Source organism: Streptomyces sp. NPDC059718 (assembly GCF_042733315.1).
Taxonomy (GTDB): Bacteria; Actinomycetota; Actinomycetes; order Streptomycetales; family Streptomycetaceae; genus Actinacidiphila.
The window spans coordinates 22277-45280 of the sequence record NZ_JBHWGA010000029.1; the positions used below are offsets into that span (position 1 = coordinate 22277).

Consider the following 23004-nt stretch of genomic DNA (forward strand, 5'->3'; position numbering starts at 1 on the left):
TGGGGTTATGCGCACCGAGGGGCCGCCGGTGATCGTGGAACCGCCGGTCGACGGACGAAGGGTCGTGATCCGGGGCGAGTACTTCGGCACCGCGCACTCCCTGGCGGACCTGTTGCGGTACCTGTGGCTCGCCGGGTACGACGCGGGGACGGTCAGCTTGACCGACCCGGGTCAGGTGGAGTGGCATGGGGGCGGCCCGGAGGCGTGGTGACGGCGCCCGGCGCACCCGTGAGGGCGCGCGGGAGCGGGGTCAGCGGGGCGAGCTGTAGCGGGAGCCCGGCCGTAGGCGTACGGCCCTGACGCGCTGCTGCCCGGTGAGCCCGTCGTCCTGGCAGTCCCCGCAGAGTTCGTGTCGGCCTTGGTCGGTGATGACGGTTCCCCAGCCGAAGCAGGCTCCGCATTCGCGGGCCAGGTCGACGTTCGCGCGGGGAGTGGGGTACGGCAACCCCTCTGCTCCTCGGATCATGAGACACCCCTCTGCACTGCCTCCGGAGATTTTGCGTGGTTATTACCCACTTGCCACGACATACACCCATTCCGGGGCATTTCTGTGGCGGCGGCCCGTCCTCCCCCGCTACCGGGCACGGCGCAACCGGCGTGCGCTCCACTGCGCGAGGGGCTGCAGGGCGGCGATGAGCGCCTGGCCGTCGGGGGCGAGCGCGTAGCGGACCTGCACGGGGGTGCTCGGGATGACGGAGCGCTCGATGAGGCCCTCGGCCTCGAGTTCCTTCAGGCGCTGGGCGAGCAGCCGGTCGGAGATGCCGGCGATGACGGCGCGGTACTCGCCGAACCGGCATGCGCCCTGGGCCGCCGCGGCCAGGATCGCGCCCGTCCAGCGGCGTCCGACGAGTTCGACGGCACCTTGGAAGCTCGGGCACGCCTCGTCGTGGACCGAGCCGCGCTCCAGGCGCAGCGGCTGGGGGCTGATCGTCTCGTGGGATCGCGTGGTCATCCCTCGGAGCGTAGTTCCGCCCTGCCGCCCGGGCGGCCGTCGTGCCTGGTAAGGCCGGTACCAGGACGGGTCTTCCCTGGCGGCCGGGCATGTTCGCTCTTCGCCCTCGCCTGCATCGCGGTGAGCGTGCCCATCGTGGCGGTCGGCGCGGCGGAGTCGTGGCTCGGCCCACAGGGTGCGTTCACCGCCTTCGGGGTGTTCGTGGGGCTGACCGCTCTGGTCGCGATGATCGTCACCGTCCGCGGCCCCCGCCTCCGTCCGTGACGGGTGACTCCCGTACCCGGGTGTCCCACGCGCGGGCCCGCCGGTGTCCTCATGCCGCACGGCTCGACAGGCCCACGGGATATGGGGTCAGCCGGTGCAGCCGGGGACGAGAACGGGCCCACCGCAGTTGTTCGGGCGGTTGTTGCGCACCGTGGAGCCGGTCAGTGTCACCGTGCCGTCCTTGTGGTGGATGCCGCCGCCGTCGGTTCCAGCCGTGTTGTCGGCCACCGTGGAACCGATCAGCGTCACCGTGCTGTTGATGTCGTTCCAGATGCCGCCGCCTTCGGCTCCCGTCGTGTTGTCGCGCACCGTGGAACTGGTCAGCGTCACCGTGCTGTTGAAGATGTTGTAGATGCCGCCACCGGATCCGGTCGCCGTGTTGTCGCGCACCATGGAACCCGTCAGAGTCAGCGTCCCGTTGAAGTTGTTGTAGATGCCGCCGCCGTCGATCGTCGACGTGTTGTGCTCCACGGTGGAGCCGGTCAGCCTCACGGCGCCGAAGTTGATGATGCCGCCGCCGGAGTGAGAGGTGTTGTCGCGCACCGTGGAGCCGGTCAGCGTCACCGTGCTGTTGACGTCGTTGTAGATGCCGCCACCCGGGCCTGCCGTGTTGTGCTCCACCGTGGAGCCGGTCAGGTCCACCGTGCCCCCGTTGTTGCGGATGCCACCGCCGGTGCCGTTGATGATGGTCAGCGTGTCCAGTCGCACCCGGACGGCTCCGGTCACCGTCACGGTGGAGCCGGCTTGGTTGCCGTCGAGGACGGCGGGTTTGAGGCCGATCAGGGTCAGGTTCTTGTTGATGGTGAAGGGGCCGGTGCAGGTCCCGCTCACCCGGAGCGCCGCCCCCGGGGCGGCGCTGTTGATGGCAGGCTGCAGGGCTACGGGGTTTCCACGGCAGTCGACCACGGTGAATTGGCCGGCCGCGGCCGGAGCCGCTCCGACCAGGCCCACCGCTCCCGCCGTCGCCAGAACCGTCGACGACAGCGCCACACGAGCTGATCCCTTGAGCATGCAGCTTCTCCTGTCTCCGCGCGGGGCACGCCCGGGGTCCTGCGCCGCTGTCGTCCTTCGGGCATGGACGGCCTGCGCACCCACACCCGAAGACCACCGGTGCCCCGGCGGTGTGGGAGGCACGCCGATGCCAGGCCGCACGCCCCCCGAACGGCCTGGGACAATGACCCGTGCGGCCGAAGGACGGCCCGAGGCGAGCTCGATGCAAACCATGGGCACGATGGCTGTGGAGGTCTGCCGGGCGGCTTGCCCAGCACCTTAGAGGCGGTCGTAGTGGGCCGTCGGCTGGATGCGGGGGCGTAGGCGTTCGCCTTGAGGCCCGTACATGATCAGGTATTCGACTGGTGCGCCGAGTCCGGCGTTGGCGAATCCATGAGGGGTGCGGGTGTCGAACTCGGCGACCTCTCCGGAGGTCAGGACGAGGTCTTGGTCGCCGAGTGCCAGCCACAGCCGCCCCGACAGCACGCAGAGCCATTCGTATCCTTCGTGCGACGACTGGCGCGGCCGTGCGGGCTGTTCGTCGGTGGCCGGCAGGACGTGCTTGTGCGCGTGCAGCCCCCCGACATAGCGGGTCAGCGGCAGTACCGCCTTGTCGTCGACCCCACGCTGCCGCGCGGAGCGGGACGGCTTCGGCGTCGCTGCGGGGGTGGTGCCGGCCAGCGTGTCCAGGGAGACGCCATACGCCTTCGCCAGGCGCAGCAGCAGTTCCAGATTCGGTTTGCGCAGGCCGTTCTCGATCCGTGACAGCGTGCTGGAGGCGATCCCGGTCGCCCGGCTGACCTCGGAGAGCGTGTCTCCGCGTTTCTCGCGCGCGGCCCGCAGGCGCGGCCCCATGGCGGCCAAGACTGCGGCGACGTCGTCCGCCATCCCACTTCACCTCCCTCGCGTATCTCCTGACCTGCCATTTTGCCAGTTTGTCAACGCCACTCGCATCCCCGCCCGTCCACACCGCATGATCGACGGGTACCGCGGCCACCGGGGAACCCGAGGAGAAGCCATGCACCAGCCCACGCCGTCCGGCGACCTGCGCCACCACACCGTCGACGCGCCTGCCGGACGGCTGCACCTGGTCGAGCAAGGCAGCGGGCCGCTGGTCCTGCTCGTCCACGGCTTCCCCGAGTCCTGGTACTCCTGGCGCCACCAACTCCCGGCCCTGGCAACGGCGGGATACCGGGCGGTGGCGCTGGACGTGCGCGGCTACGGCCGCTCCTCCAAGCCGACGGAGACGAGCGAGTACCGTATGCGCGCCCTGGTGGAGGACAACGTCGCCCTGGTGCACGCGCTGGGCGAGGAGACAGCGGCGGTCATCGGGCACGACTGGGGTTCGAACATCGCCGCCGCTTCCGCCCTGCTGCACCCCGGTGTCTTCCGCGCCGTGGGCCTGCTCAGCGTCCCCTACGCCCCGCCCGGCGGACCGCGCCCCAGCGACGTCTTCGCGCAGATGGGAGGAGACCAGGAGTTCTACGTCTCCTACTTCCAGCAGCCGGGCCGGGCCGAGGCCGAGATCGAGCCCGACGTCCGAGGCTGGCTCGCGGGCTTCTACGCCGCCCTGTCCGCCGACACCATGCCGGCCCAGGGACAGCCCGACCCGCACTTCGTCAGCGACGGCGGAACCCTGCGCGACCGCTTCCCCGCCGGCCGGCTCCCCTCCTGGCTCACCGAGGCCGACCTCGACCACTACGCCGGGGAGTTCGAGCGCACCGGCCTCACGGGAGCACTCAACCGCTACCGGAACATGGACCGCGACTGGGAGGACCTCGCCCGGTTCAACGGCGCCCCCCTGACCCAGCCGTCCCTGTTCGTCGGCGGCACCCTGGACGCCTCCACCACCTGGATGTCCGACGCGATCGACGCCTACCCGACCACCTTGCCCGGCCTGATCTCCTCCCACCTCCTGGACGGCTGCGGCCACTGGCTCCAGCAGGAACGGCCCCAAGAGGTCAACCACCTGCTGACCACGTGGCTCGCGGCACTGCCCCAGCCGGCACTCCGGCGATAGCGGATCAGGGCGCCGGCGAGGCCGAAGAAGGCGAGGAAATGCTGTACTCGGCCGGGCTGCCGTTACTCACCGAAGGGGATACGGGGCCCCGTTCAGTGGCCGCCGCTGGACCCTACGTGGAACCTGGTCAGCGTGAACACGATGATGAGGTCGAGAACCATCACAGGAATCGCCCATGCGGGGTAATACGGAACGAACATGAACTGGGTGATCAAACTGATCCCTGCCACCGCTGCGCCGGCGCCGCGACCCCAGCTTTTGTTCATCAGGACACCGAACCCCGCGATGACGAGCGCCACTCCGATGACAAGGTGGATGACTCCCCAGACGGTCAGGTCGAACTGGTAGGCGTAGTGGGACGACGTGACGAACAGCGTGTCCTTTGCAATGGCGGCTGCACCCATGAGGATGCTGAGCGGCCCGCTGAGCATCAGCAGGGACCCGGCGGCAACGGACGCGCCACTGAGCATGTCGCCGCTGCCCTTGCCCCCGTCTCCCTGCCGTGCTGTGGGCATCGCTGTCATGACCGCCGCCTTTCCTGTACGGCGCGGCCACCGACGCACACCACTTGTACGAGAGCGGCCACGCTGTCTCTGACAGCATCACCACAAACGTCCGCTACCGCGACCGGATGCCTCCGCAGGGGTTTTCGGCGACTCGCGGGAGGTAGAGCGACCCGAGGAGCCGCAGCCCTCCTGCCCCTACGGCGTTCCCCAGAGGGCGGCGCCAGGGCGTGACGGACGGGAAAGCCCACATGAGCTCTGAGGGAGAAAGCCACGTTGGCCGACGTCATCGCAGCCCGTTGCCGCGACCTGTCGCCGACTGAAAACGCTGGGAACGCGGCCAGGTGTCAATCGCGCCGGTTCACAGTCCGGACATGACCCGGGCGGCCGACTTGTCGCTGGCGTGGCCTTCCAGTGCGGCCCACTCGGCGACGTCGAAGGGCCAGCGCGTGTCGGCGTAGGCGATGACGACGTGGCGGCCGTCCTGCCGGACGGTGTGCTGCGGGTCGCCTGGCTCGGTCCCGGCGGCCACCACAGCGGCGGCCGAAGAAGCGTTGCGGCACTTGAGGCGGGTCTTGGGCATGGTCAGCGCTCCTGCGTTCGCTGGGTCGACACGGCGGACGATCTGTGCGGGAGCCTAACCCGGAGGGTGCTCGGCCTCCTCCGACAAGCTGCAATCGGCGCAAAATCGCTGTCCCCACCTCGCCTGACCCTCGCCGTGGCGCAGCACAGCGGCCTGCACCCCACAAGGGCTCCAAGCCGCTGACGTGCCGAGATTCACCCGGCGGCCAACTGAAGGTGCGCTGTCCGCCGCTCCCCGCCCCGGACGCACGGCTGGGTCGGGCGAAGCCGACCGGATTCGAACCGGCGTCCTCGCGATTTTGGAGACCGCGCGCGACTACCTCTGCGCTACGGCTTCGCCCGGCCGAGATCCTAGTCCCGCCATCCATGCGCGGGGCGTACGGGCGCTCTCCGCCAGGACCCCACACGCTTTGCGAGTTCGTTGGTGCATGTCAGCGGCCGGTCTGTGGCCGTTCGCCTGCGTACACCTCTGTTCGGTGACGGAGAAATTGCGCCGGGGGGCGTCGTTCGCGGACCAATGACCCGTGGGTCCGGACCACTGAAGTCCGGCGGACGGCGGCGGCAGGCACGCGGGTGACCCTGCAGCCTTCGGCGCGCTGCTCGGTGCGGCGATGGGCCTTGATGCACCGCACCTCGTAGGCAGTCACGCCAGCACTGTGCTGACCACGCCATGGAACGAGGTGTTCGAGCCCGCGGAATGAAGACCTCGAAGGGCAAGAATCAAGATGCCGCCATCAGGGCGCGCAGATAACGGCGCCGGAAGAATCGCTGTGCCAATAGCAACGCCGGGAACAACATCCGCCATGGTCCGTGTGGAGCGGCACGGGTCAGGGAGCGAATCGTCAGTGCGACCGTACCGTCGGGTGAGCGGTGGACGACGAAGGCCTCCTCGCCACAGACAGGATGCCCGGGCAGAGTCCCGTAGGCGAAGCCGCAACGGTCCGGCATGTCGACCACCGCCACGACCCGCACGGGCTCCCGCACCACGAACGGGCCGAAGCTTGCGGTGATCCGGTACTCGGCTCCCTCGGCGACCTTCTCCCCGGCGCCGTCGCAGCTCGTGACGGTGAAGCCGCTTCGCCGCTTGACACCCCAGCGCAGAACGGCGTCCGCCGCGGAGCGCCAGTCCGCGTTCCCGCGTCCGATGACGACGGTGCGGGAAAAGGGGCGCAGGCCCGTGCCCTCCGCCGACCATTGCTGCTCCGCGGGACGCGTCGCTCCGACACTGCTGTAGTTGAGCGCACCGCCCGACGGGCGGCTCGTACTGCGCTCAGACATGAGACTCCTACCGAACGGTGAACGGTCATGGGCCCAAGACGTGGCCCGCCCCACAAAATGACCTATCCCGGGCCAGGGGAGCACGGTACAGCTCGGTTCAGAGGTGTTCCCACGGGCTGTCCCTGACCGCGTCGCATCAGTCCTCGTCGCCGAGTCCCATACGCCGCCTGAGGCGGCTGCGACGGAGCCGGAGCCGTACCGAGCCGGGTTGCCTCGTCTTGCGGCGGCATCCGGAAGCCGCATCTCCTCACGGAAGTGCACGGCTCGCATTCCGGTTCGAGCTCGTCCCGCCGACGTCACAAGGTGACGATGGCCAGCGGTCGGGCGGTGGGTGTGGGAGAGCCGCCCTGGGGTTCCGCGGTGATGCCGACCGCCTCGGCCCCTTGGGGAGTGCCCGTGAGCAGTTCGGCGCCGGTGGGCCGGCCGGGGGCGAGGAGTCCGGCGGAGTGCATGGTGCCGTTCTTGCTGTACCAGAGTTGGTAGACCCGGCTGTCGGGCAGGGCCGGCAGTGCGGTGTAGAGGAGGGCGGCCTGGTTCCGCCCGGAGGAGACGACGACGGTCGCCGTGCCGCCGCCGGCGAGATCCGTCGTGTGGAAGGCGGCGCGGGGGTCGGTCATGAGGGCGGCCAGGGTCGCGCTGTGCCGCTCCAGCTGAATGGCCCGCGCGCGCTGCCCTTCGACCGCGTGCTGGGCGTGGACGGCCCAGCCGCCGAGGACGACGGCGGTCACCAGGCAGGCCGCGGCAGCCAGGTGCGGAAGCGTGGGCCGCCGCCGCAGGCGGCGCAAGGGGTTGGTGATGCCTTGGGCTGTCCGCGGTGGGAGTTGCCTGGTCCGGGGCAGTGCGGCCGCGACCCGGGTGTGCAGGGACGGTGGGGGCTTCTCGGCAGTGGCCAACGCGAGGCGGGCCGCCGTCTCGTGGAACTCCCGTACCTCCAGGGTGCACGTGGCGCATCGTGCGAGGTGTCGGCGGAACGCCCGGGCTTCGTGGTCGGTCAGCGCGTGAAGGGCGTGGGCGCCGGTGAGGGCGTGGGGGTCGGTGGAGGTCATGCCGTGACCCCCAGGCAGTCGCGGAGGCGGATCAGGCCGTCCCTCAGCCGTGTCTTGACGGTGCCCAGGGGCGTTCCCAGCAACTCCGCGGTCTCCTGGTGGGTGTAACCGCGGTAGTAGGCCAGCGTGACCGACTCGCGCTGCAGGTCCGTGAGTTGCTTCAGGCAGCGACGCACCTGTTCGCGCTCCAGGCGCCGTTCGACCTGTTCGGTGACGACGTCGAAGGGTGTCTGGTGTTCACGGGCTGCGGCCTTGTGCTCCCGGTCGGAGGCTCTCTGGGCGGAGCGGATCCGGTCCACGGCCCGGCGGTGGGCGAGTGTCGTGATCCAGGCCATGGCGCTGCCTTTCCCCGGATCGAATCGCGCGGCTGATCGCCACACCTCGATGAGGACCTCCTGAGCGACCTCTTCGGACTGCGCGGCATCGCGGAGCATCTTGCGCACGAGACCGAAGACGGCGCCGGCCGTCGCGGTGTAGAGGGTGTCGAAGGCTTCTTGATCACCGCGTGCGATGCGGTCGACAAGTGACTCGAGGGCTCCCCGGCGTAGTGCCGCGGAGTGTTCACCGGATGCCGTGACGTGCATGGAGACCTCCAGAGCGGGTGACCCGCAGCGGTTCTTCGAAGCGGTACGCGACCTGGACGGGCCGGTGCCGGGCCCGGAAGGGGCACCGGGGAAGGTGTGTGCGGACCGCTGGACGCACACAGCCGTTTGCCTTCCCCGGGCCCGGGCTCCTGGGGTTGCTCCGCGGCGGGCCGGATGACGTGACCGGCCCCGGGGTGCGCCGGCTACTTCGGCATCAGGACGGTGTCGACGATGTAGACGGTGGCGTTGGCGGTGGCGACGTTGCCGCACACGACGTGCGAGGTGCCGTTGACGGTGTAGTCCTCACCGGTGCCGGAGGTGGTCACCTTGCCCTTCTCCAGGGTCTCGAAGGAGCCGTTCTCGAGCTGGGCGGGCGCGAGCTGCTGCCCGACGACGTGGTAGGTGAGGATCTCGGTGAGGGTGGCCTTGTCGTTGAGGACCTTGTCGAGGTCGGCCTTGGGGATCTTCGCGAAGGCGTCGTTCGTGGGCGCGAAGACGGTGATGCCCTGGGCGTTGTTGAGCGTGTCCACCAGTCCGGCCTTCTTCACCGCGGCGACGAGGGTGGACAGCGCCGGGTTGTTGGAAGCGGCGGTGGCCACCGGGTCCTTGGCCATGCCGTCGAAGCTGCCGGCGCCGTCCTCCGGCACCGCGGAACATGCGGCCCCGAAGGGCTTGTCCATGGCCATCGCGTCGCCGGGGTCCTGGCTCGCGGAGTCGCCGTCGGCCGGGTCCGAAGGTGTCGTGGTGGACGAGGTGCCGGAAGCGTTGTCCTTGCCGTCGTCGCCGCAGGCGGTCAGCGCGAACGGCAGGACGGCGGCCGCGGCCACCGCGACGGCGGTACGACGAAAACGCAGGGTGGTCATCAGAAATTCTCCTCGTGCTTCTCTGTCTTCCGGGGGTGCCGGTTCGCAGACCGGCCGGCTTCCTGTGGCGGGTGACGGCACTCGGTCAGTCCACGGTGATCACCACCGAATGTCGTCCGCCGGCCCCGTCGGGTGCGGTGCGGGCGCGCCGCGCGGTCTGGACCTCGCCGGTGCCGTCGGTGGCCCGGACGGTCAGGGTGTGCGGGCCCGGGGTGGCGTCCCAGGTCAGGGACCACAGGCGCCAGGTGTCGGTGGTGGCCTGGGCGGCGAGGTCGGCGTCCCGCCAGGGGCCGTCGTCGATCCGGACCTCCACGCGGTCGATCCCCCGGTGCTGGGCCCAGGCGACGCCGGCGATCGTGACCCGTCCGGCCTTGGGGCGGGCGAACGGCTTCGGTGTGTCGATACGGGCCTGGGTCTTGACCGGGGCCCGGCGCGCCCAGTCCCGCTTCACCCAGTACGCGTCGTAGGCGGCGAACGTGGTCAGTTCGATGTCCTGGATCCACTTGCAGGCCGAGACGTATCCGTAGAGTCCGGGGACGACCATGCGGACGGGGAAGCCGTGCTCCAGCGGCAGCGGCTCGCCGTTCATCCCGATCGCGAGCATCGCGTCGCGGCCGTCCATGACGTCCTCGACCGGGGTTCCCAGGGTCATCCCGTCCACCGACCGGGAGACCAACTGGTCGGCCGGACCACCCTGGGAAGGGGGTCGCACGCCGGCCTCGCGTAGCAGGTCGAAGAGGGGGACTCCGATCCAGCGGGCGTTGCCGACGTAGGGGCCGCCGATCTCGTTGGAGACACAGGTCAGCGTGATGTCCCGCTCGATCAGCTCCCGTTGGAGCAGATCCCGGAACGTGAGATCCAGCGGTGTGCCGACGCCCCGCCCGTGGACGCGCAGTCGCCACCGCGTGGCGTCGACCTTCGGCACCACCAACGCGGTGTCCACGCGGTAGAAGTCCTCGTTGGACGTCACGAACGGGCTGATCCCGGGGATGCGCGGCGCCGCCCCACGCGGGACGGCCGCCGCGGGCGACGCAGGCACCGGCAGCCTGACGGCCGCGCGGGAGGCCATCGCCTGCTTGCCGCTGGACGAGGCGAGGCCGCGTCCGAGCGCACCTGCGGCGGCGGAGGCAGCGGCCGCAGCGGCGGCGACCACCAGGAAGCCCCGCCTGTCCCATCCTCCCGGGGCAGTTCCCGCATCCGACGACCGGACCGATCCGTCGGTCAGGCGCCCGATCAGGACGTACAGCAGCAACCCTCCTGCGACCGCTCCGGCCAGGGACGGCAGGGCGTCGAGAGGACCGTCGGCGTCGGGACGGCTCATCGCCGCCACGGCTCCGATGGCCCCGAACAGGAGCACTCCGGCCGCTGCCGCACGCCGATGACGGATGCCCAGCAGGCCCAGTGCGACGGCCAGTGCGCCCAGCACGAGGAGGATGCCGAGCTGCAGCACGAGCTTGTCGTTGGTACCGAACGAGCGGATCGCCCAGTCCTTCACCGCGGCGGGAGTGCGGTCGATCGCCGCTCCGCCCACCGCCACCACCGGCCCGGCCTGCTGACGCACCGGCCCGGCCTGCTGACGCACCACCCCGGCGACGGCTTCCGCCACCGCGAGCGCGGCGAAGGCGGCCAGCAGACCGGACAGCGCGGCCGGGCCGCCGCGTGCCAGGTGCTGCTTGCTGTAGATCCTCACGCAAGTGATTCGCCACCCGGGCGGCCCGAGATTGGTGCACCACCCAATCGAGTGAAGCGACACGCCCCTGGAATTGCGGAACGTGCGGGCCGCAGCGGCGTGCGGCCTCTACTGAGGCCGTGCCACGACGTGTTCGCCCCACAGACCGTGCACCGGCGGAGGGCCGCAGGCGCGTGGAGGCCGGTGCCGCGTCGTGTCGGCCACGGTCGGGTTCCCCCAGGCGGGAGCATGAAGGGACGGTCGTCGTACGCGGTGTCCCCTGTCCGGGCAGACGCTCTGTGTGGCGAACTGCAGGGGCGATCAGGGAGGCGCGGTGTCGGAGGGTGCTGGTGAAGGTCGGCAGTGGGCGTCCCAGCCGGGATTCTGGCGGCAGGTCGTCGAGCATCTGGGGGTGTCCCTGGTCGTGATCGACCCTGCCGGGCGCGTCGTCGCGGTCAACCCGGCCGCCGAACGGCTGCTGGACCGCGCCGCCGACGCGCTGGTCGGCGAGGACTTCCACGACCTCGTGCACCGGCACACGGATCATGAGCACGCCGGGGGCCGGTGCAGGCTGCTCGAAGCCCTGACCCTCAAGGGTGCGGGGCGTGCGGACGGCGACAGGTACCTGTGCGGTGACGGCAAGCTGGTCGAGGTCTCCTGGTCCGCAGCGCCGGTGACGGACGGCACCTCGTTCAAGGGCACCGCGATGCTGTTCGCCGGCCTCACCAACTACGGCAGTGAACGTGCCGAGCAGATGCACGCCTTGGAGGACCTGACCGGCCGCCTGACGCTGGTCGCGCAGATCACCGCGGTGCTCGGCCAGACCCTCGAGACCGACGAGGCACTCGCCCGCCTCGGGCGCCTGCTGGTCCCCGGCCTCGCCGACTGGGTGGCGGTCGACCTGCTCGTCGACGACAGCGAGACGCACCGGGTGGCGGTCACCGGACCCGGGGGCAGGGACCGTGGGCAGGAAGGCTGGCGCGCCCGACTTCCCTCCGCGGGCGAATCCCGTTCCCCGCTGGTCCAGGCCGTGCGCGGGGCGGTGCCCGTCCTGCAGGACCCGGCCGGCACTGCCGCACGGCCGGACTCGCCACTGGCCGCCCTGCACAACGGCTTCCTCCAGGCGGTGGGCGCGGCATCGGCACTCACCGTGCCGCTCGGCTCGGGAAGGAACTCCACCGGAGCCCTGACCCTGGTCCGCACCGACCCCGCCAACCCCTTCGGCAACGACGACCTGCAGGTCGTCGTGGACATCGGCCGCCGGGTCGGCCAGGTCCTGGAGAACACGCGCCGGTTCGGCCGTCAACGAGACGTCGCCGAGGCCATGCAACGCAACCTGCTCACGCCCCTGCCCCAGCACGGACGGCTGCTCATGGCCGCGCGCTACGAGCCCGCACCCGCCGCGTCCCAGGTCGGTGGCGACTGGTACGACGCGTTCCAGCTCAAAGACGGCGTGACCGCGTTGGTCATCGGCGATGTCGTCGGCCACGACCTGACCGCCGCCGCCGGGATGGCTCAACTCCGGGGCATACTGCGGTCCTTGGCGTGGGATCGCACCGAACCTCCCGGCGCCGTCGTCGACCGCCTCGACGACGCCATGCCCGTGATCACCACCGTCCCCATGGCCACGCTCGTCCTCGCCCGCGTCGAAGGCCCCCAGAACGGCCCATGGACCCTGCGCTGGACCAACGCCGGACATCCCCCGCCGCTGCTGCTCACCCCGGACGGCCCAGGCCGCTACCTCGACGACGCACGAAGTCCGCTGCTGGGCGCCCGCATCGGCGTCCGCGAGCCCCGGCCCGACGCCACCACACCCCTGCCGCCGGGGTCCACGCTCCTGCTCTACACCGACGGCCTCATCGAACTCCCCGGCGCCGACCTCGACACCGGCCTCAGCCGACTCCGCCGCAACGCCCTCGCACTGGCCGACGAGCCGCTGGACGACTTCTGCGACCAGCTCCTGAGCCGCATGCCCCCCGGCAACGTTGACGACATCGCCCTCCTCGCCCTACGGCTGCCCCCGTCATGACGGGCATCCCCGGTCCTCCCGGACCGCAGGGACCGGCCGGTCCCGCAGGTCCCCCCGGCCGGACCGGGCCCGCCGGCCCGCCGGGCCTCAGGGCAACCCCGGTGTGGGTGCCCCCGCCCCGTGTTCCGGCCCACCGGCACACGGGGCGGATTGATGCCCGCGTTCGGGAAGACTTCGGCTTTGCGCTCAGTTCTAAAACAGGTAGCTCCGACTACGCGATGTAGAAGTGTCAGCGCTCCTGGAGGAGGCCACATGAGCCGCTCTTACGAACAGATCTGCCACATCGCCCGGGCACTGGACGTCCTCGGGGAGCGATGGACACTGCTGATCGTGCGAGAGCTCACCTTGGGGCCCCGCCGCTACACCGATCTGCTCGGCGCCCTCCCGGGGATGGGCACCAGCCTCCTCGCCGCACGGCTGAAGCACCTGGCGGATCACGACGTCGTACGCCGGACCACGCTGCCCGGCCCGGGGCGTGCCGCGGCCTACGAGCTCGGGGCCCGAGGTGCGGCCCTGATGCCCATCCTGGGCTCCCTCGCCGAGTGGGGCGGAGGGCTGGAAGATCCACCGCCGGGATACGCCGACCGCGCCGCCTGGAGCGTCGTGGCCATGCGCCTGACGGCGCCAGGCGAAGCGGCAGGATTCGCCACGCTGACGGAGCTGATCGTGGGCGAGGAGACCTTCTGGCTGCAGGGCGACGGTGAGCGGGTGCGGGCGGAGATCGGGCCCGCCCCGGTCACGCCCGGTCTGCGGCTGACCTGCGAGAAGGAGACCTTCTACGCCCTGGCCAAGGGCCGGGTGTCCGTCGGCGACGCGATGGCGTCCACGGACCTCGCGGTGGACGGCGACCCCGGAACCGCCCGGCTGTTCTTCGAGCTGTTCACCCTGCCCGACGGCCATCCCACGACCGCCCGATGACCTTGCACGAACAGGAAGATGCCATGACGAACCGCACACTTCTGGTGGTCGGAGCCACCGGCCAGACCGGCAGGTACACCACCGAATCGCTGCTGCAGCGCGGCCACCGCGTCCGCGCCCTGGTACGCCGCGTCGACGGACGTTCCGAGGCGCTCGCCGAGCTCGGCGCGGAGGTCGTGGTCGGCGACGTCCACGACCTCGGCTCCCTGGCCCACGCGACCGAGGGCATCGACGCCGCCTACTTCACGTACCCCATCCTCCCCGGCCTGATGGACGCCACGGCGAACCTCGCCCAGGCGGCCGAGGAGAACGAGGTGGGAGCGATCGTGAACATGTCGCAGGTCTCCGCCCGCCGCGAGGCCGCCAGCAACGCGGCGCGCCAGCACTGGGTCGCCGAACGCCTGTTGGACCGCTCCCCTGTCGCGGTCACCCACCTGCGTCCCACCTTCTTCGCCGAATGGCTGACCAACATGTGGAACGGGACCGGCGAACTGCGGTTCCCCTTCGCCGACGGGCGGCACGCCCCGATCGCCGCCGAAGACCAGGCGAAGGTGATCGCGGCCATCCTCGAGGACCCCGCCCCGCACGCCGGCAAGATCTACCCGCTCTACGGAGCCGTCGAACTCGACCACTACGAGATCGCCGAGGCCATGTCACGCGCCCTGGTCCGTCACGTCAGCTACGTGCCGATCGACCTCGACGAATTCGCCGCCATCCTGGAGAAGCGCGGCGCCTCCCCCCACCTCATCCAGCATCTCCTCGCCGTCGCCGTCGACTACCGCGACGGCGTCTTCTCCGGCATGAACGACCTGGTGAAGCGGATCGGCGGCGACGACCCCCTGGACGTCGAGAGCTTCGTCCTCCGGCACCGGGCCCTCTACGACGACCACTCCGCCTGAGCCCGGTCGGAACCGTCCGCCGCTCCGGGGACACGCGGCAGCGCGGGACCGTACGGCATCCGGCCCGCCCCGCGCCGCCGGGCCCGGCCGCGGCGTATCAGCTGCGCACGATGCCGTGGAGCAGCAGGTCGATGAGCCGGGTGGCCAGGTCGCGGTGTTCCTCGCTGGCGGCCATGAGGCTGATCCCGCCGAGGGCCATGAGGACGTCCGGGGGGTCGACGTCCGGGCGGGCCATCGGCCCGCCTCCCCCGTCCCTGGGGGCGAGCAGGTGGGTGATGGCCTCGGCGAGCAGGGCCCGGGTGTGCATCTTCTCGCTGTCGTCGGTCAGCACCACGCGCAGCGCGTCGGCCATGCCGTGCTTGGCGGCCATGAAGTCGATGAAGGACTCCATCCAGGTGCGCAGGGCCTCCTCCGGTGGGCGCGTGGCCGCCAGGCGGGGCGCCGCCTCGCACAGGCGCCGCACTTCGTGCCGGTAGGTCGCCTCCACCAGCAGTTCCTTGGAGGGGAAGCGGCGGTAGAGCGTTCCGACGCCGACGCCGGCGTCGCGGGCGATGTCCTTGACGGAGGCGCCGATGCCGTCCTGCGCGAAAGCCGCGGCCGCCGCCTCCAGCACCCGGTCCTCGTTGCGCTGCGCGTCGGCGCGCAGGGGTCTGCCGCGCCGTGCCGGGGCCTCGTCGTCGCCGGTCAATCCCGTCTCCCTTCCCACCGCCACTTGCAAGCGGAACCGGTTCCGCTTACAGTCCTGAAGTGAACCGGAACCAGTTCCGGATACGAGAGTACGGCGGCACCGTGCCCGTGCGCCACCGGCCGCACGCGTGCCCCGCATCACCGCCTTCCTGGAGAACGTCATGACCGACCAACTCATCACCACGCCCTTCGGAGCGCAGACCACCGCCGCCGACGTGCTCGCCGGCGTCGACCTCGCGGGCCGGCGTGCCATCGTCACCGGGGCGGCCTCCGGCATCGGCCGCGAGACCGCGCGCACCCTCGCGGCCGCCGGGGCCGAGGTCACCATCGGCGTCCGCGACCTGGCCGCGGGCACCCGGGTCGCCCGGGAGATCACCCCGGCGAGCGGCCCGGGAAGCGTGCGCGCCGCCCTGCTCGACCTCGCCGACCAGGGATCCGTGCGTGCCTTCGTGGATTCCTGGTCGGGACCGCTGCACGTCCTGGTCCTCAACGCCGGGGTGATGGCCTCGCCGCTGGAGCGGACCAAGGAGGGCTGGGAGCTGCAGTTCGCCACCAACCACCTCGGCCACTTCACCCTCGCCACCGGCCTGCACGACGCCCTCGCCGCGGCACGCGGGGCACGCGTGGTCGCCGTCAGCTCGGTCGGCCACGTCAACGGCGACGTGCTGTTCGACGACTTCCACTTCGAGCACCACCCCTACGACCCCTGGGCGGCCTACAGCCAGTCCAAGACCGCCAACGTCCTGTTCACCGTCGAGGCGGCCCGCCGGTGGGCAGCGGACCTGATCGCCGTCAACGCCCTCAACCCCGGCCGGATCACCACCACCCGCCTCGGCCGCCACATCGGTGACATCTCCAACAGCCCCACCACCTTCGATGCCACCAGCACGGACGTGTCCTGGAAGGACATCGAGCAGGGAGCCGCCACCTCCGTGCTGCTCGCCGCATCGCCGCTGGTCGAAGGGGTCTCCGGCCGCTACTTCGAGGACTGCAACGAGGCCGCCCCGCACACCCCCGGGGTACGCCGCGGCGTCGCCGCCCACGCCGTGGACCCCGACCGGGCGGCGCTGCTGTGGCAGGTCTCCCTCGACATGATCGCGTCCTCCGTGACCAGCGCCTGACACCGCCTCCGCACGAGCGGCGGGCCCGCCCGGCGACGCGGAGCTGGTCCTGGAAACGGCGTTCCGCGTCCGCGACATCGCCGGCGAGTGCCACGAACTGCGCCCGGAACGGGGGCGGACCTCGCCCCGGTGCTGGACCTGTTCGGCCAGTCGGTCACGTCCGCCCACGTGCGCGACGACGGAGCGGTCGCCCTGGGCTTCGACAGCGGGGCACACCTGTGGATCGAACCGGACCCCCGGCTCACCTCGTGGCACCTGACCGGTCCTGACGTCCCGGCGCTCGACGTCGGCCCTGACCGATGAGCGGCCTCGCCGGCCAGGGCGGAAGGCGGCGAGGCCGCACGTCCAGGATGCGGCGCCATCGGCTCTCGGGCACGCTGGAGAGGCGAGCCGGGGCATAGGCTCGCACCGGTCGGCGCGTCGACGGCGACCCCTTGGAGCCCTTCGAGGTCCCGGCGGCGCGCCGACCTCGCCATCCCGGCCTCGCGCTACCGGCGCCGGTTGAGCACGCCGATGAGAGTGGCCAGGTCGGCGGCACCCGCCGGGTCGTCCGCGTAGCGGGTCGTCTGGAGCGGGCCGACCTCCGGGAGGACGATGTCCTCGCGGGCCAGGACATGGACCAGGGTCAGCAGGGCCGCACGGGCATTGCCGTCGGTGAAGGGGTGGAAGAACGCCACGTCGAGGTACGCCCGGGCCGCACGTGCCGCCGGCGGGAACTGCGGGTCGGTCGCCTCACGCAGGCAGGCGGCGAAGTCGGCCTGGGTCGTCGACGTCAGGCCGTAGCGTTCGCGGCCGGCCTTCGCGTAGGCGTCCGTCTCGCGGAACGGCGCCTGTCCCCCGCCGAAGACCTCGCGCTGCCAGCCGGCCAGCAGGGCGAAGTCCAGCGGTGCCCGGCGGGCGGCGTCGGCGCGGGCCAGGGTGTGGGCGGCGAGCAGGCGCTCCGCACGGACGGGGTCGCGCCGACGTACCGGTCCTTCGCACCAGGCGCGGAACCCGTCGCGCGCGGGCCGCACCCGTCGCAGGGCGGGTGCCTGGTGCCAGGCGGACTCGCGGCGTACGCGCAGCCAGGTCGGGAGGCTGTCAGGAGCGGTCATGGCGGTCCTCCAGGTCCGCTCGCTCACGGTGGTCCTGGTAGGGGGCGTGGCCGGTGAGGCCGAGGGCGAGGTCCTCACCGACCGATTCGATCAGTGTCCGCGCAGGGGCGACCCAGCTCCGGAACCGGCCGCCGATCGCGGCCTCGACCGCCCGTCCGGCGTCGGCCTGGCTCATGCCGCTGGTGGTCAGGTACCAGCGCAGGAGCAGACCTGCCTGCCCGTGCCAGCCGCCCTCCGCGCCGGAGTCGAGTGCGTACGTCACGAGCCGGACGCAGGCCCGCTCGAGATGCCAGCTGAGATCCTCCGGGGAGGCATCCGGCGGCGGTGCCAGCTCGACGAAGCGCCGAGCCGTCGTCTCCAACCACTCCCGCCACTCCAGCAGCGCGGCGACGACGCGGGCGGCGGTCTCGTCGGGGGTCGTCACCGAGCCGGCTCCGGTGACCCAACTGCCGATCACCCCGCCGTGCCGGTAGCACCAGTTCCATCCCTGCGCCCAGGTCCCGTACCGCTCCCGGATGATCGCGTCCACCTGGCGTTCGCACCAGTCCTCGCCCTGCCACCAACCCGCCATACCGGAGAGCACGGGTGGCACCCATTCACGGACCAGCGCGCGGAGACGGGCCTCCTCTTCCTCGTCCCAGGCGAAGGGGTGGCGACCCGGGTCGAGATGGGCCCAGTCGTGCATGCTCGTGCGGGAGGCGGGAGGCACGCGGTTCTCGGGAAAGGGAAGGGTGTCCCGGTTGTACGTCAGTTCTGGCCCCGCTCTGTCCGTCCGGCGTGATGAGCCCTTCAGTCTCGGCCCTCGGTCACCAGGTCGGCCAACGGTTTTCGCGGGGCTCAGGCGAAGTCGTCCCTGTCGACCGCCGCCTCCTCCATCGCCTTGCGGAGGGCGTCCCCGACGGTGCCCTGCTCACGGGGCGAGGCGTCGCGGCGTCCTTCGTCCTGGGATTCCGTACGGGGCCGCAGGGTGACGTCGTCGGTCCTGGCGCTCTTCCGGCGGTCTTGTTCTGGCGTGGCCATGAGTCCTCCTCGGTGCATGGCCGGTGACGGCCATGACCTGCCCCTTTCCGGCCCTTCGGGTTCCATGCCGAAAACGGCGGTCCCGTTCGCACGCCATCCGGTGCCCTGTGGTCCACGCATGGCGATCGCGCGCCGGGGCAGACGCGGGGTCAGGAGGTTGACGACATGGTTCCTTTGCTTCTTGTCCTGCTGCTGGCCCTGATCCTGTTCGGCGCCGGGTTCGCCCTCAAGGCCCTGTGGTGGATCGCCATCATCGTGCTGGTGGTGTGGCTGCTCGGGTTCGTGTTCCGGGCCGCCGAGGGCGGCGGGCGCCGCCGCTGGTACCGATGGTGACCTGACGCCTCTCCCCCGTGCCAGGGTGGGGTTCGTGCTGCCGGAAGGGCCGCGAACCTCACCCTTTGCACTGCCCGGACGCGTCGCGGTGGGCGCGCCACGGGTGGCTCGCCGGCGCCGCGTTCGCCATCAGCGCGGAGCCTCCCCGGCGGCCACACCGCCGTTGGAGTGACAACCGCCCAACACCCCGCCACGCCGCCCGGTTTCACACCTGCTGATCGGGTTGACTCGGAATGCCGCACCGGTGGCGATGACCACCGGTGCACACGGCCCTGTGAGCGGTGGGTTGCAACTGCCGGCCACCCACCGCCGCAGGCAGCCATCCGAAGGGCCGCTTGCCCTGCGCGTTGGGCGCGAGGCTGCCGGGCCAGGCCCTCCCCTTCCGACGGCCGCGGCCTCCCCCTCCTTCGGGTGCGTGCGGCCCGTTCCGGGATCCGTCGCCCACCTGCGGGCCGGCCTGCGCCCTGACCAGCGGTAACACACGCTCACCCCTATGCATCCTTGATCAAGTGTGGTTTTCTCATCGCTCGTGACCAAGGACTCGGCCGGGCGTTCGACCTGAGGGGCAACTCGCCCCGGCGCAGGCCTGCCCAGGCCGTCTCCCGGGTGGCCGGCGACCGCCGGGCACCTCTCTGTCCGCCGCCCGCGTCCCAGGTCTCCCCGGGCGGCCAAAAGGTACTCATACATGCGTATACGAGCCGGATGGGCCCTGGCGTTGGCCGGGCTGGTCGCCGGCGCCGTACCAGGCGCCGCGCAGGCATCCCCGAACTCCGCACCGCCCGTACCAGTCCCGGGCTCCGCCTCGCCCAGTGCCAAGGCGGTCCGCACCCTGACTTTGATCACCGGTGACAAGGTCACCGTCACCCGCGGTGCCGGCGGCGTCCCCGCGGTCAGCGTCACACGCGGACCGGGCCGCGACCGCATCGGTTTCGACATGTCCCACCAGTGGAAGGGCACGGACCACCACATCCTCGTGGTCCCGTCCGACGCACAGCCGCTGTTGACCGCCGGGAAGCTCGACCCGCGTCTCTTCGACGTCACCGAGCAGCTCGACGCCGGCTACGACGACGCCTCGAGCGACTCACTGCGGCTCATCTACTCCAGCCGCAGCGCCTCTTCCTCCGCCGCTCGTGGAGCGATCCAGCGGCACGGCGCCAGGATCACCCGGACCCTGGACGTCCTCCACGGAGGCAGCCTCGCCCCGGCCAAACGCGACGCCACCGCGTTCTGGACGTTCGTCAGCGGGACGCAGGGCCTCCGCGGCCCGCTGGACAAGCTGTGGCTCAACGGCCGCAGCCGCGTCGCCCTCGCCGAGAGCACCGCCCTCATCGGCGCCCCGAAGGTCTGGGACAGCGTCGACTCCACCGGCGCGCACATCACCGGGCAGGGCGTGACCGTCGCCGACCTCGACACCGGCTACGACCCCACCCACCCCGACCTCTCGGACAAGGCCTCCACCGGCCAAACCAGGGACTTCACGGGCACCGGCTCGGTGGTGGACGGCAACGGCCACGGCACCCACACCGCTTCCACCATCGCGGGCACCGGCGCTGCCTCCGCCGGCAAGTACAAGGGCGTCGCGCCCGACGCCAAGTTGCTGATCGGCAAGGTCTGCACCGACGACGGCTTCTGCCCCGACGACGCCGTCATCAACGGCATGACGTGGGCCGCCGAGGCGGGCGCCAAGGCCGTCAACCTCAGCCTGGGGCAGGCCCCGTACGCGAAGACCGACCCGCTCACCGAGGCGGTCGACACGCTGACCGCCGAGCACGGCACCCTGTTCGTGATCGCGGCCGGCAACGAAGGCGCCCCCGCGGCCGACTACTTCGGCGGCACCGTAGGCTCCCCCGGCATCGCCGACTCCGCGCTCACCGTGGGCAGCACCACCAAGCAGGACACGCTCAGCACCTTCTCCAGCCGCGGCCCGCGGATCGAGGACTTCGCCGTCAAGCCGGACATCGTCGCGCCCGGCCAGGACATCACCGCGGCCCGCGCGGCGGGCACCACCATGGGCGACCCGGTCGGCTCCTCCTACGTCACCGCGTCCGGCACCTCGATGGCGACCCCGCACGTCACGGGAGCGGTGGCGCTGCTCGCCCAGCAGCACCCGGCCTGGAAGGCCGCCGACTTCAAGGCCGCCCTCACCAGTGCCGCCAAGGGTCTGCCCGGCCTGACCGCGTACGACCAGGGCACCGGCCGGCTGGACGTCGCCCGGGCCAGCGCGCAGAACGTACGCGCCACCTCCGGCAGCATCAGCCTGGGCAAGGCCGACTACCCGCACCAGGACGTCACCCGGACCGGCACCGTCACCTACACCAACGACGGCGCAGCCGACGTCACGCTCCACCTCTCCGTCGACGCGTACGGGCCCAGAGGCACAGCCGCTCCTGCGGGGGCCTTCGCCCTGTCGGCCGACACGGTGACCGTCCCGGCGGGCGGTACCGCCTCCGCCACCCTCACCGCCTCCGTCGACGACACGATGGCGGGTGCCTACGGCGGTTCGATCGTCGCCACCACGGACGACGGCACGACCACGGTCCGCGACGCCTTCGGTGTCTACGCCGAGCCGCTCACCCGCGCCCTGTCGCTGACCGTCCTCGGCCTCGACGGCAAGCCCGTCGGCCCGGACATCAACGTCGCCGCCTTCGACAGCCGGACCGGTCTGCAGTACAACGCCTCCACCGACGCCGACGGCAAGGTCGCGATGCAGCTGCCCGAGAGCGAGTACGACATCTCGGCGAGCAAGTTCGACCCCGTCGCGCAGACCTCGGTCCTCTTCTCCCGGCCCGGCGTGGACCTCACGCTCGACACCACGCTCGTCCTCGACGGGCGCACCGCGAAGCCGGTCGACCTCACCGTCGACAAGGGCACGGCGCAGAACGACGGCATCTTCGCCAGTACGACGTCGATCAGCGCGGACGGCCGTTACGGCACCCAGAAGTTCGTGCTGGGCTTCCCGGGCAGCCGCGTCTACGCCACCCCGACCACGACGAAGGTCACCAGCCACCCGTTCTGGTTCCTCGCCACCCAGCGGTGGAGCGGCACCGTCCCCAGGACCGCCACCAAGCCGGCCTGGAGCTACGCCTACAACCTCGCCGTCAACACCAAGGGCAGCGTCCCGGCCGCCCTCACCCGCCCGATCCACGACAGGTCCCTCGCCCGGGTCGAGGAGACCTACGCCGACCAGGGCGGCAAGCCGCTCGGGGTCCGGATCGACACCCCGGTCCCGACCTACGGCGCCATCACGTTCGTGGACGGCAACCAGATCCCGGTCCCCGGCAGGCAGACCCGCTACTACACCGACGACTCCGCGATCGTCTGGGACCGCACCCTCGGCATGCGCGCCCAGGGCACCGCGGGCTACGACGAGATCCAGTTCGCGGGCACCACACGATTCACCCCGGGCAAGTCCTACACCCGAGGGTGGAACCAGGGACCGCTGCGTGCCCGGTCGGTGGACGCCCTGCGGCTCGAGGACGGGCTGTACCTCACCCCCGGCCTGTTCTCCACGGCCGCCGAGAACACCGCGACGCACTCAGGCGAGGCCCGGGACACCACGGGCTCGTCGACCCTGTACCGCGACGGCGAGAAGATCGCGTCGCTGGACTCCCTGGGCCGGCTGCAGGCGGCGGTTCCCTACGAGAAGGCGGCCTACACCCTGACGTCGTCCGGCACCCGCAAGGTCGGCTGGTCGAGTCTGGGCAGCAAGGCCTCCGCCACCTGGACCTTCACCTCCGGACGCCCGACCGGCCCGGAACCGGCCGAACTGCCGCTGATGAACGTCCGGCTGGGCGGCCCGCTGAACGCCTCCGGCACCGTCACGGGCGGCCGCACGTACCTCTTCACCGTCGCCGCCGAGCGCGGCAGCAAGGCCGTCACCACCTCGCTGGGCCTGCGGGTCTCCTTCGACGACGGCAGGAGCTGGAAAGCCCTCAAGGTCTGGCGCGCAGGCGACCGCGGCTTCGTGAAGCTGACCACGCCCTCGGCAGGCGGTTACGCCTCGATCCGCCTCACCGCCAAGGACGCGGCGGGCAACGCCGTCGACCAGACGGTCATCCGTTCCTTCCGGATAGCCCCCCGAGGGTAGGGGGACTCCCGCACGAGGCGGCCTCGCCGACGGCCGGAATCCGTGGGCGAGGCCGCTTCGTGTCC

General features: G+C 71.4%; 25 protein-coding genes and 1 tRNA gene. 10 read left to right on the forward strand and 16 right to left on the reverse strand.

Translation table 11 applies throughout. The annotated features are described in order from the left end of the window. Window positions 1-7: 7 nt before the first annotated feature. Window positions 8-211, forward strand: coding sequence for a hypothetical protein (locus ACFV3E_RS29010; RefSeq protein WP_500537326.1), 204 nt, complete (start codon window positions 8-10; stop codon window positions 209-211). A 39-nt stretch (window positions 212-250) separates the two neighbouring features. Here ACFV3E_RS29010 and ACFV3E_RS29015 read toward each other — a convergent pair whose 3' ends face one another. Together ACFV3E_RS29015 and ACFV3E_RS29020 are read right to left on the reverse strand one after the other, a co-directional pair. After that, complete coding sequence (locus ACFV3E_RS29015) at window positions 251-466, reverse strand: hypothetical protein (RefSeq protein ID WP_500537327.1); 216 nt, start codon at window positions 464-466, stop codon at window positions 251-253. A 108-nt stretch (window positions 467-574) separates the two neighbouring features. Beyond that, on the reverse strand, window positions 575-952 hold the full coding sequence (locus ACFV3E_RS29020; RefSeq protein WP_500537328.1) for a winged helix-turn-helix transcriptional regulator: 378 nt from the start codon (window positions 950-952) through the stop codon (window positions 575-577). Between the two features lie 120 nt (window positions 953-1072). On the opposite strand from ACFV3E_RS29020, the gene ACFV3E_RS29025 reads away from it, so the two are divergent. Then, entirely contained in the window at window positions 1073-1216 is a 144-nt protein-coding gene (locus ACFV3E_RS29025; RefSeq protein WP_500537329.1) for a hypothetical protein, read from the forward strand. A gap of 87 nt (window positions 1217-1303) precedes the next feature. Here the strand turns inward: ACFV3E_RS29025 and ACFV3E_RS29030 are convergent, their stop codons facing one another. Next, window positions 1304-2227 carry a right-handed parallel beta-helix repeat-containing protein gene (locus ACFV3E_RS29030; RefSeq protein WP_500537330.1) on the reverse strand — a complete coding sequence of 308 codons (924 nt, stop codon included), beginning with the start codon at window positions 2225-2227 and terminating at the stop codon, window positions 1304-1306. 258 nt (window positions 2228-2485) lie between these two features. Beyond that, window positions 2486-3094, reverse strand: a complete 609-nt coding sequence (locus tag ACFV3E_RS29035; protein WP_500537331.1) for a helix-turn-helix domain-containing protein — start codon at window positions 3092-3094, stop codon at window positions 2486-2488. A 130-nt stretch (window positions 3095-3224) separates the two neighbouring features. Here ACFV3E_RS29035 and ACFV3E_RS29040 point away from each other — a divergent pair, with 130 nt between their 5' ends. After that, the gene (locus ACFV3E_RS29040; RefSeq protein ID WP_500537332.1) at window positions 3225-4226 is read left to right on the forward strand and encodes an alpha/beta fold hydrolase; all 1002 of its coding nucleotides are present in this window, start codon (window positions 3225-3227) and stop codon (window positions 4224-4226) included. Window positions 4227-4318: 92 nt separating this feature from the next. Here the strand turns inward: ACFV3E_RS29040 and ACFV3E_RS29045 are convergent, their stop codons facing one another. From ACFV3E_RS29045 to ACFV3E_RS29080, 8 genes are all read right to left on the reverse strand, one after another. Beyond that, on the reverse strand, window positions 4319-4750 hold the full coding sequence (locus ACFV3E_RS29045; protein WP_500537333.1) for a DUF7144 family membrane protein: 432 nt from the start codon (window positions 4748-4750) through the stop codon (window positions 4319-4321). A gap of 340 nt (window positions 4751-5090) precedes the next feature. Continuing rightward, window positions 5091-5312: a hypothetical protein gene (locus ACFV3E_RS29050; protein WP_500537334.1), complete on the reverse strand. Its 222-nt coding sequence runs from the start codon at window positions 5310-5312 to the stop codon at window positions 5091-5093. A gap of 261 nt (window positions 5313-5573) precedes the next feature. After that, window positions 5574-5648: transfer RNA gene (locus tag ACFV3E_RS29055), tRNA-Trp, on the reverse strand. 383 nt (window positions 5649-6031) lie between these two features. After that, window positions 6032-6589 (reverse strand): DUF1990 domain-containing protein, encoded by a 558-nt coding sequence (locus tag ACFV3E_RS29060; RefSeq protein WP_500537335.1) that lies wholly within the window; start codon window positions 6587-6589, stop codon window positions 6032-6034. A gap of 296 nt (window positions 6590-6885) precedes the next feature. Further along, a complete protein-coding gene (locus ACFV3E_RS29065) occupies window positions 6886-7635 on the reverse strand; it encodes an anti-sigma factor (protein ID WP_500537336.1) in 750 nt (249 codons plus the stop codon). Beyond that, window positions 7632-8219, reverse strand: coding sequence for an ECF RNA polymerase sigma factor SigK (gene sigK / locus ACFV3E_RS29070; RefSeq protein WP_500537337.1), 588 nt, complete (start codon window positions 8217-8219; stop codon window positions 7632-7634). The genes ACFV3E_RS29065 and sigK overlap by 4 nt, the downstream gene beginning before the upstream one ends. 203 nt (window positions 8220-8422) lie before the next feature. Next, window positions 8423-9082 carry a fasciclin domain-containing protein gene (locus tag ACFV3E_RS29075; protein ID WP_500537338.1) on the reverse strand — a complete coding sequence of 220 codons (660 nt, stop codon included), beginning with the start codon at window positions 9080-9082 and terminating at the stop codon, window positions 8423-8425. 85 nt (window positions 9083-9167) lie between these two features. Continuing rightward, window positions 9168-10772, reverse strand: a complete 1605-nt coding sequence (locus ACFV3E_RS29080; protein ID WP_500537339.1) for a molybdopterin-dependent oxidoreductase — start codon at window positions 10770-10772, stop codon at window positions 9168-9170. 313 nt (window positions 10773-11085) lie between these two features. Here ACFV3E_RS29080 and ACFV3E_RS29085 point away from each other — a divergent pair, with 313 nt between their 5' ends. From ACFV3E_RS29085 to ACFV3E_RS29095, 3 genes are all read left to right on the forward strand, one after another. After that, complete coding sequence (locus tag ACFV3E_RS29085; RefSeq protein ID WP_500537340.1) at window positions 11086-12780, forward strand: SpoIIE family protein phosphatase; 1695 nt, start codon at window positions 11086-11088, stop codon at window positions 12778-12780. Between the two features lie 252 nt (window positions 12781-13032). Next, window positions 13033-13698: a winged helix-turn-helix transcriptional regulator gene (locus ACFV3E_RS29090; RefSeq protein ID WP_500537341.1), complete on the forward strand. Its 666-nt coding sequence runs from the start codon at window positions 13033-13035 to the stop codon at window positions 13696-13698. A 23-nt stretch (window positions 13699-13721) separates the two neighbouring features. Further along, window positions 13722-14597 carry an NmrA family NAD(P)-binding protein gene (locus ACFV3E_RS29095; RefSeq protein ID WP_500537342.1) on the forward strand — a complete coding sequence of 292 codons (876 nt, stop codon included), beginning with the start codon at window positions 13722-13724 and terminating at the stop codon, window positions 14595-14597. Between the two features lie 97 nt (window positions 14598-14694). Here ACFV3E_RS29095 and ACFV3E_RS29100 read toward each other — a convergent pair whose 3' ends face one another. Next, on the reverse strand, window positions 14695-15285 hold the full coding sequence (locus ACFV3E_RS29100) for a TetR/AcrR family transcriptional regulator (protein WP_500537343.1): 591 nt from the start codon (window positions 15283-15285) through the stop codon (window positions 14695-14697). A gap of 160 nt (window positions 15286-15445) precedes the next feature. On the opposite strand from ACFV3E_RS29100, the gene ACFV3E_RS29105 reads away from it, so the two are divergent. Beyond that, window positions 15446-16405, forward strand: coding sequence for an SDR family NAD(P)-dependent oxidoreductase (locus ACFV3E_RS29105; RefSeq protein WP_500537344.1), 960 nt, complete (start codon window positions 15446-15448; stop codon window positions 16403-16405). Between the two features lie 87 nt (window positions 16406-16492). Next, window positions 16493-16708, forward strand: coding sequence for a DUF6188 family protein (locus tag ACFV3E_RS29110; RefSeq protein ID WP_500537345.1), 216 nt, complete (start codon window positions 16493-16495; stop codon window positions 16706-16708). Window positions 16709-16893: 185 nt separating this feature from the next. On the opposite strand, the gene ACFV3E_RS29115 is transcribed toward ACFV3E_RS29110, so the two are convergent. From ACFV3E_RS29115 to ACFV3E_RS29125, 3 genes are all read right to left on the reverse strand, one after another. Further along, window positions 16894-17499 (reverse strand): Fic family protein, encoded by a 606-nt coding sequence (locus ACFV3E_RS29115; RefSeq protein WP_500537346.1) that lies wholly within the window; start codon window positions 17497-17499, stop codon window positions 16894-16896. Then, a complete protein-coding gene (locus tag ACFV3E_RS29120) occupies window positions 17486-18184 on the reverse strand; it encodes a hypothetical protein (protein ID WP_500537347.1) in 699 nt (232 codons plus the stop codon). The genes ACFV3E_RS29115 and ACFV3E_RS29120 overlap by 14 nt, the downstream gene beginning before the upstream one ends. Window positions 18185-18336: 152 nt before the next feature. Then, entirely contained in the window at window positions 18337-18519 is a 183-nt protein-coding gene (locus ACFV3E_RS29125) for a hypothetical protein (RefSeq protein WP_500537348.1), read from the reverse strand. Window positions 18520-18684: 165 nt separating this feature from the next. On the opposite strand from ACFV3E_RS29125, the gene ACFV3E_RS29130 reads away from it, so the two are divergent. Beyond that, the gene (locus tag ACFV3E_RS29130) at window positions 18685-18852 is read left to right on the forward strand and encodes a DUF5670 family protein (protein WP_018561957.1); all 168 of its coding nucleotides are present in this window, start codon (window positions 18685-18687) and stop codon (window positions 18850-18852) included. 685 nt (window positions 18853-19537) lie between these two features. Continuing rightward, the gene (locus ACFV3E_RS29135) at window positions 19538-22939 is read left to right on the forward strand and encodes a S8 family serine peptidase (protein ID WP_500537349.1); all 3402 of its coding nucleotides are present in this window, start codon (window positions 19538-19540) and stop codon (window positions 22937-22939) included. The last annotated feature ends 65 nt before the right edge of the window (window positions 22940-23004 follow it).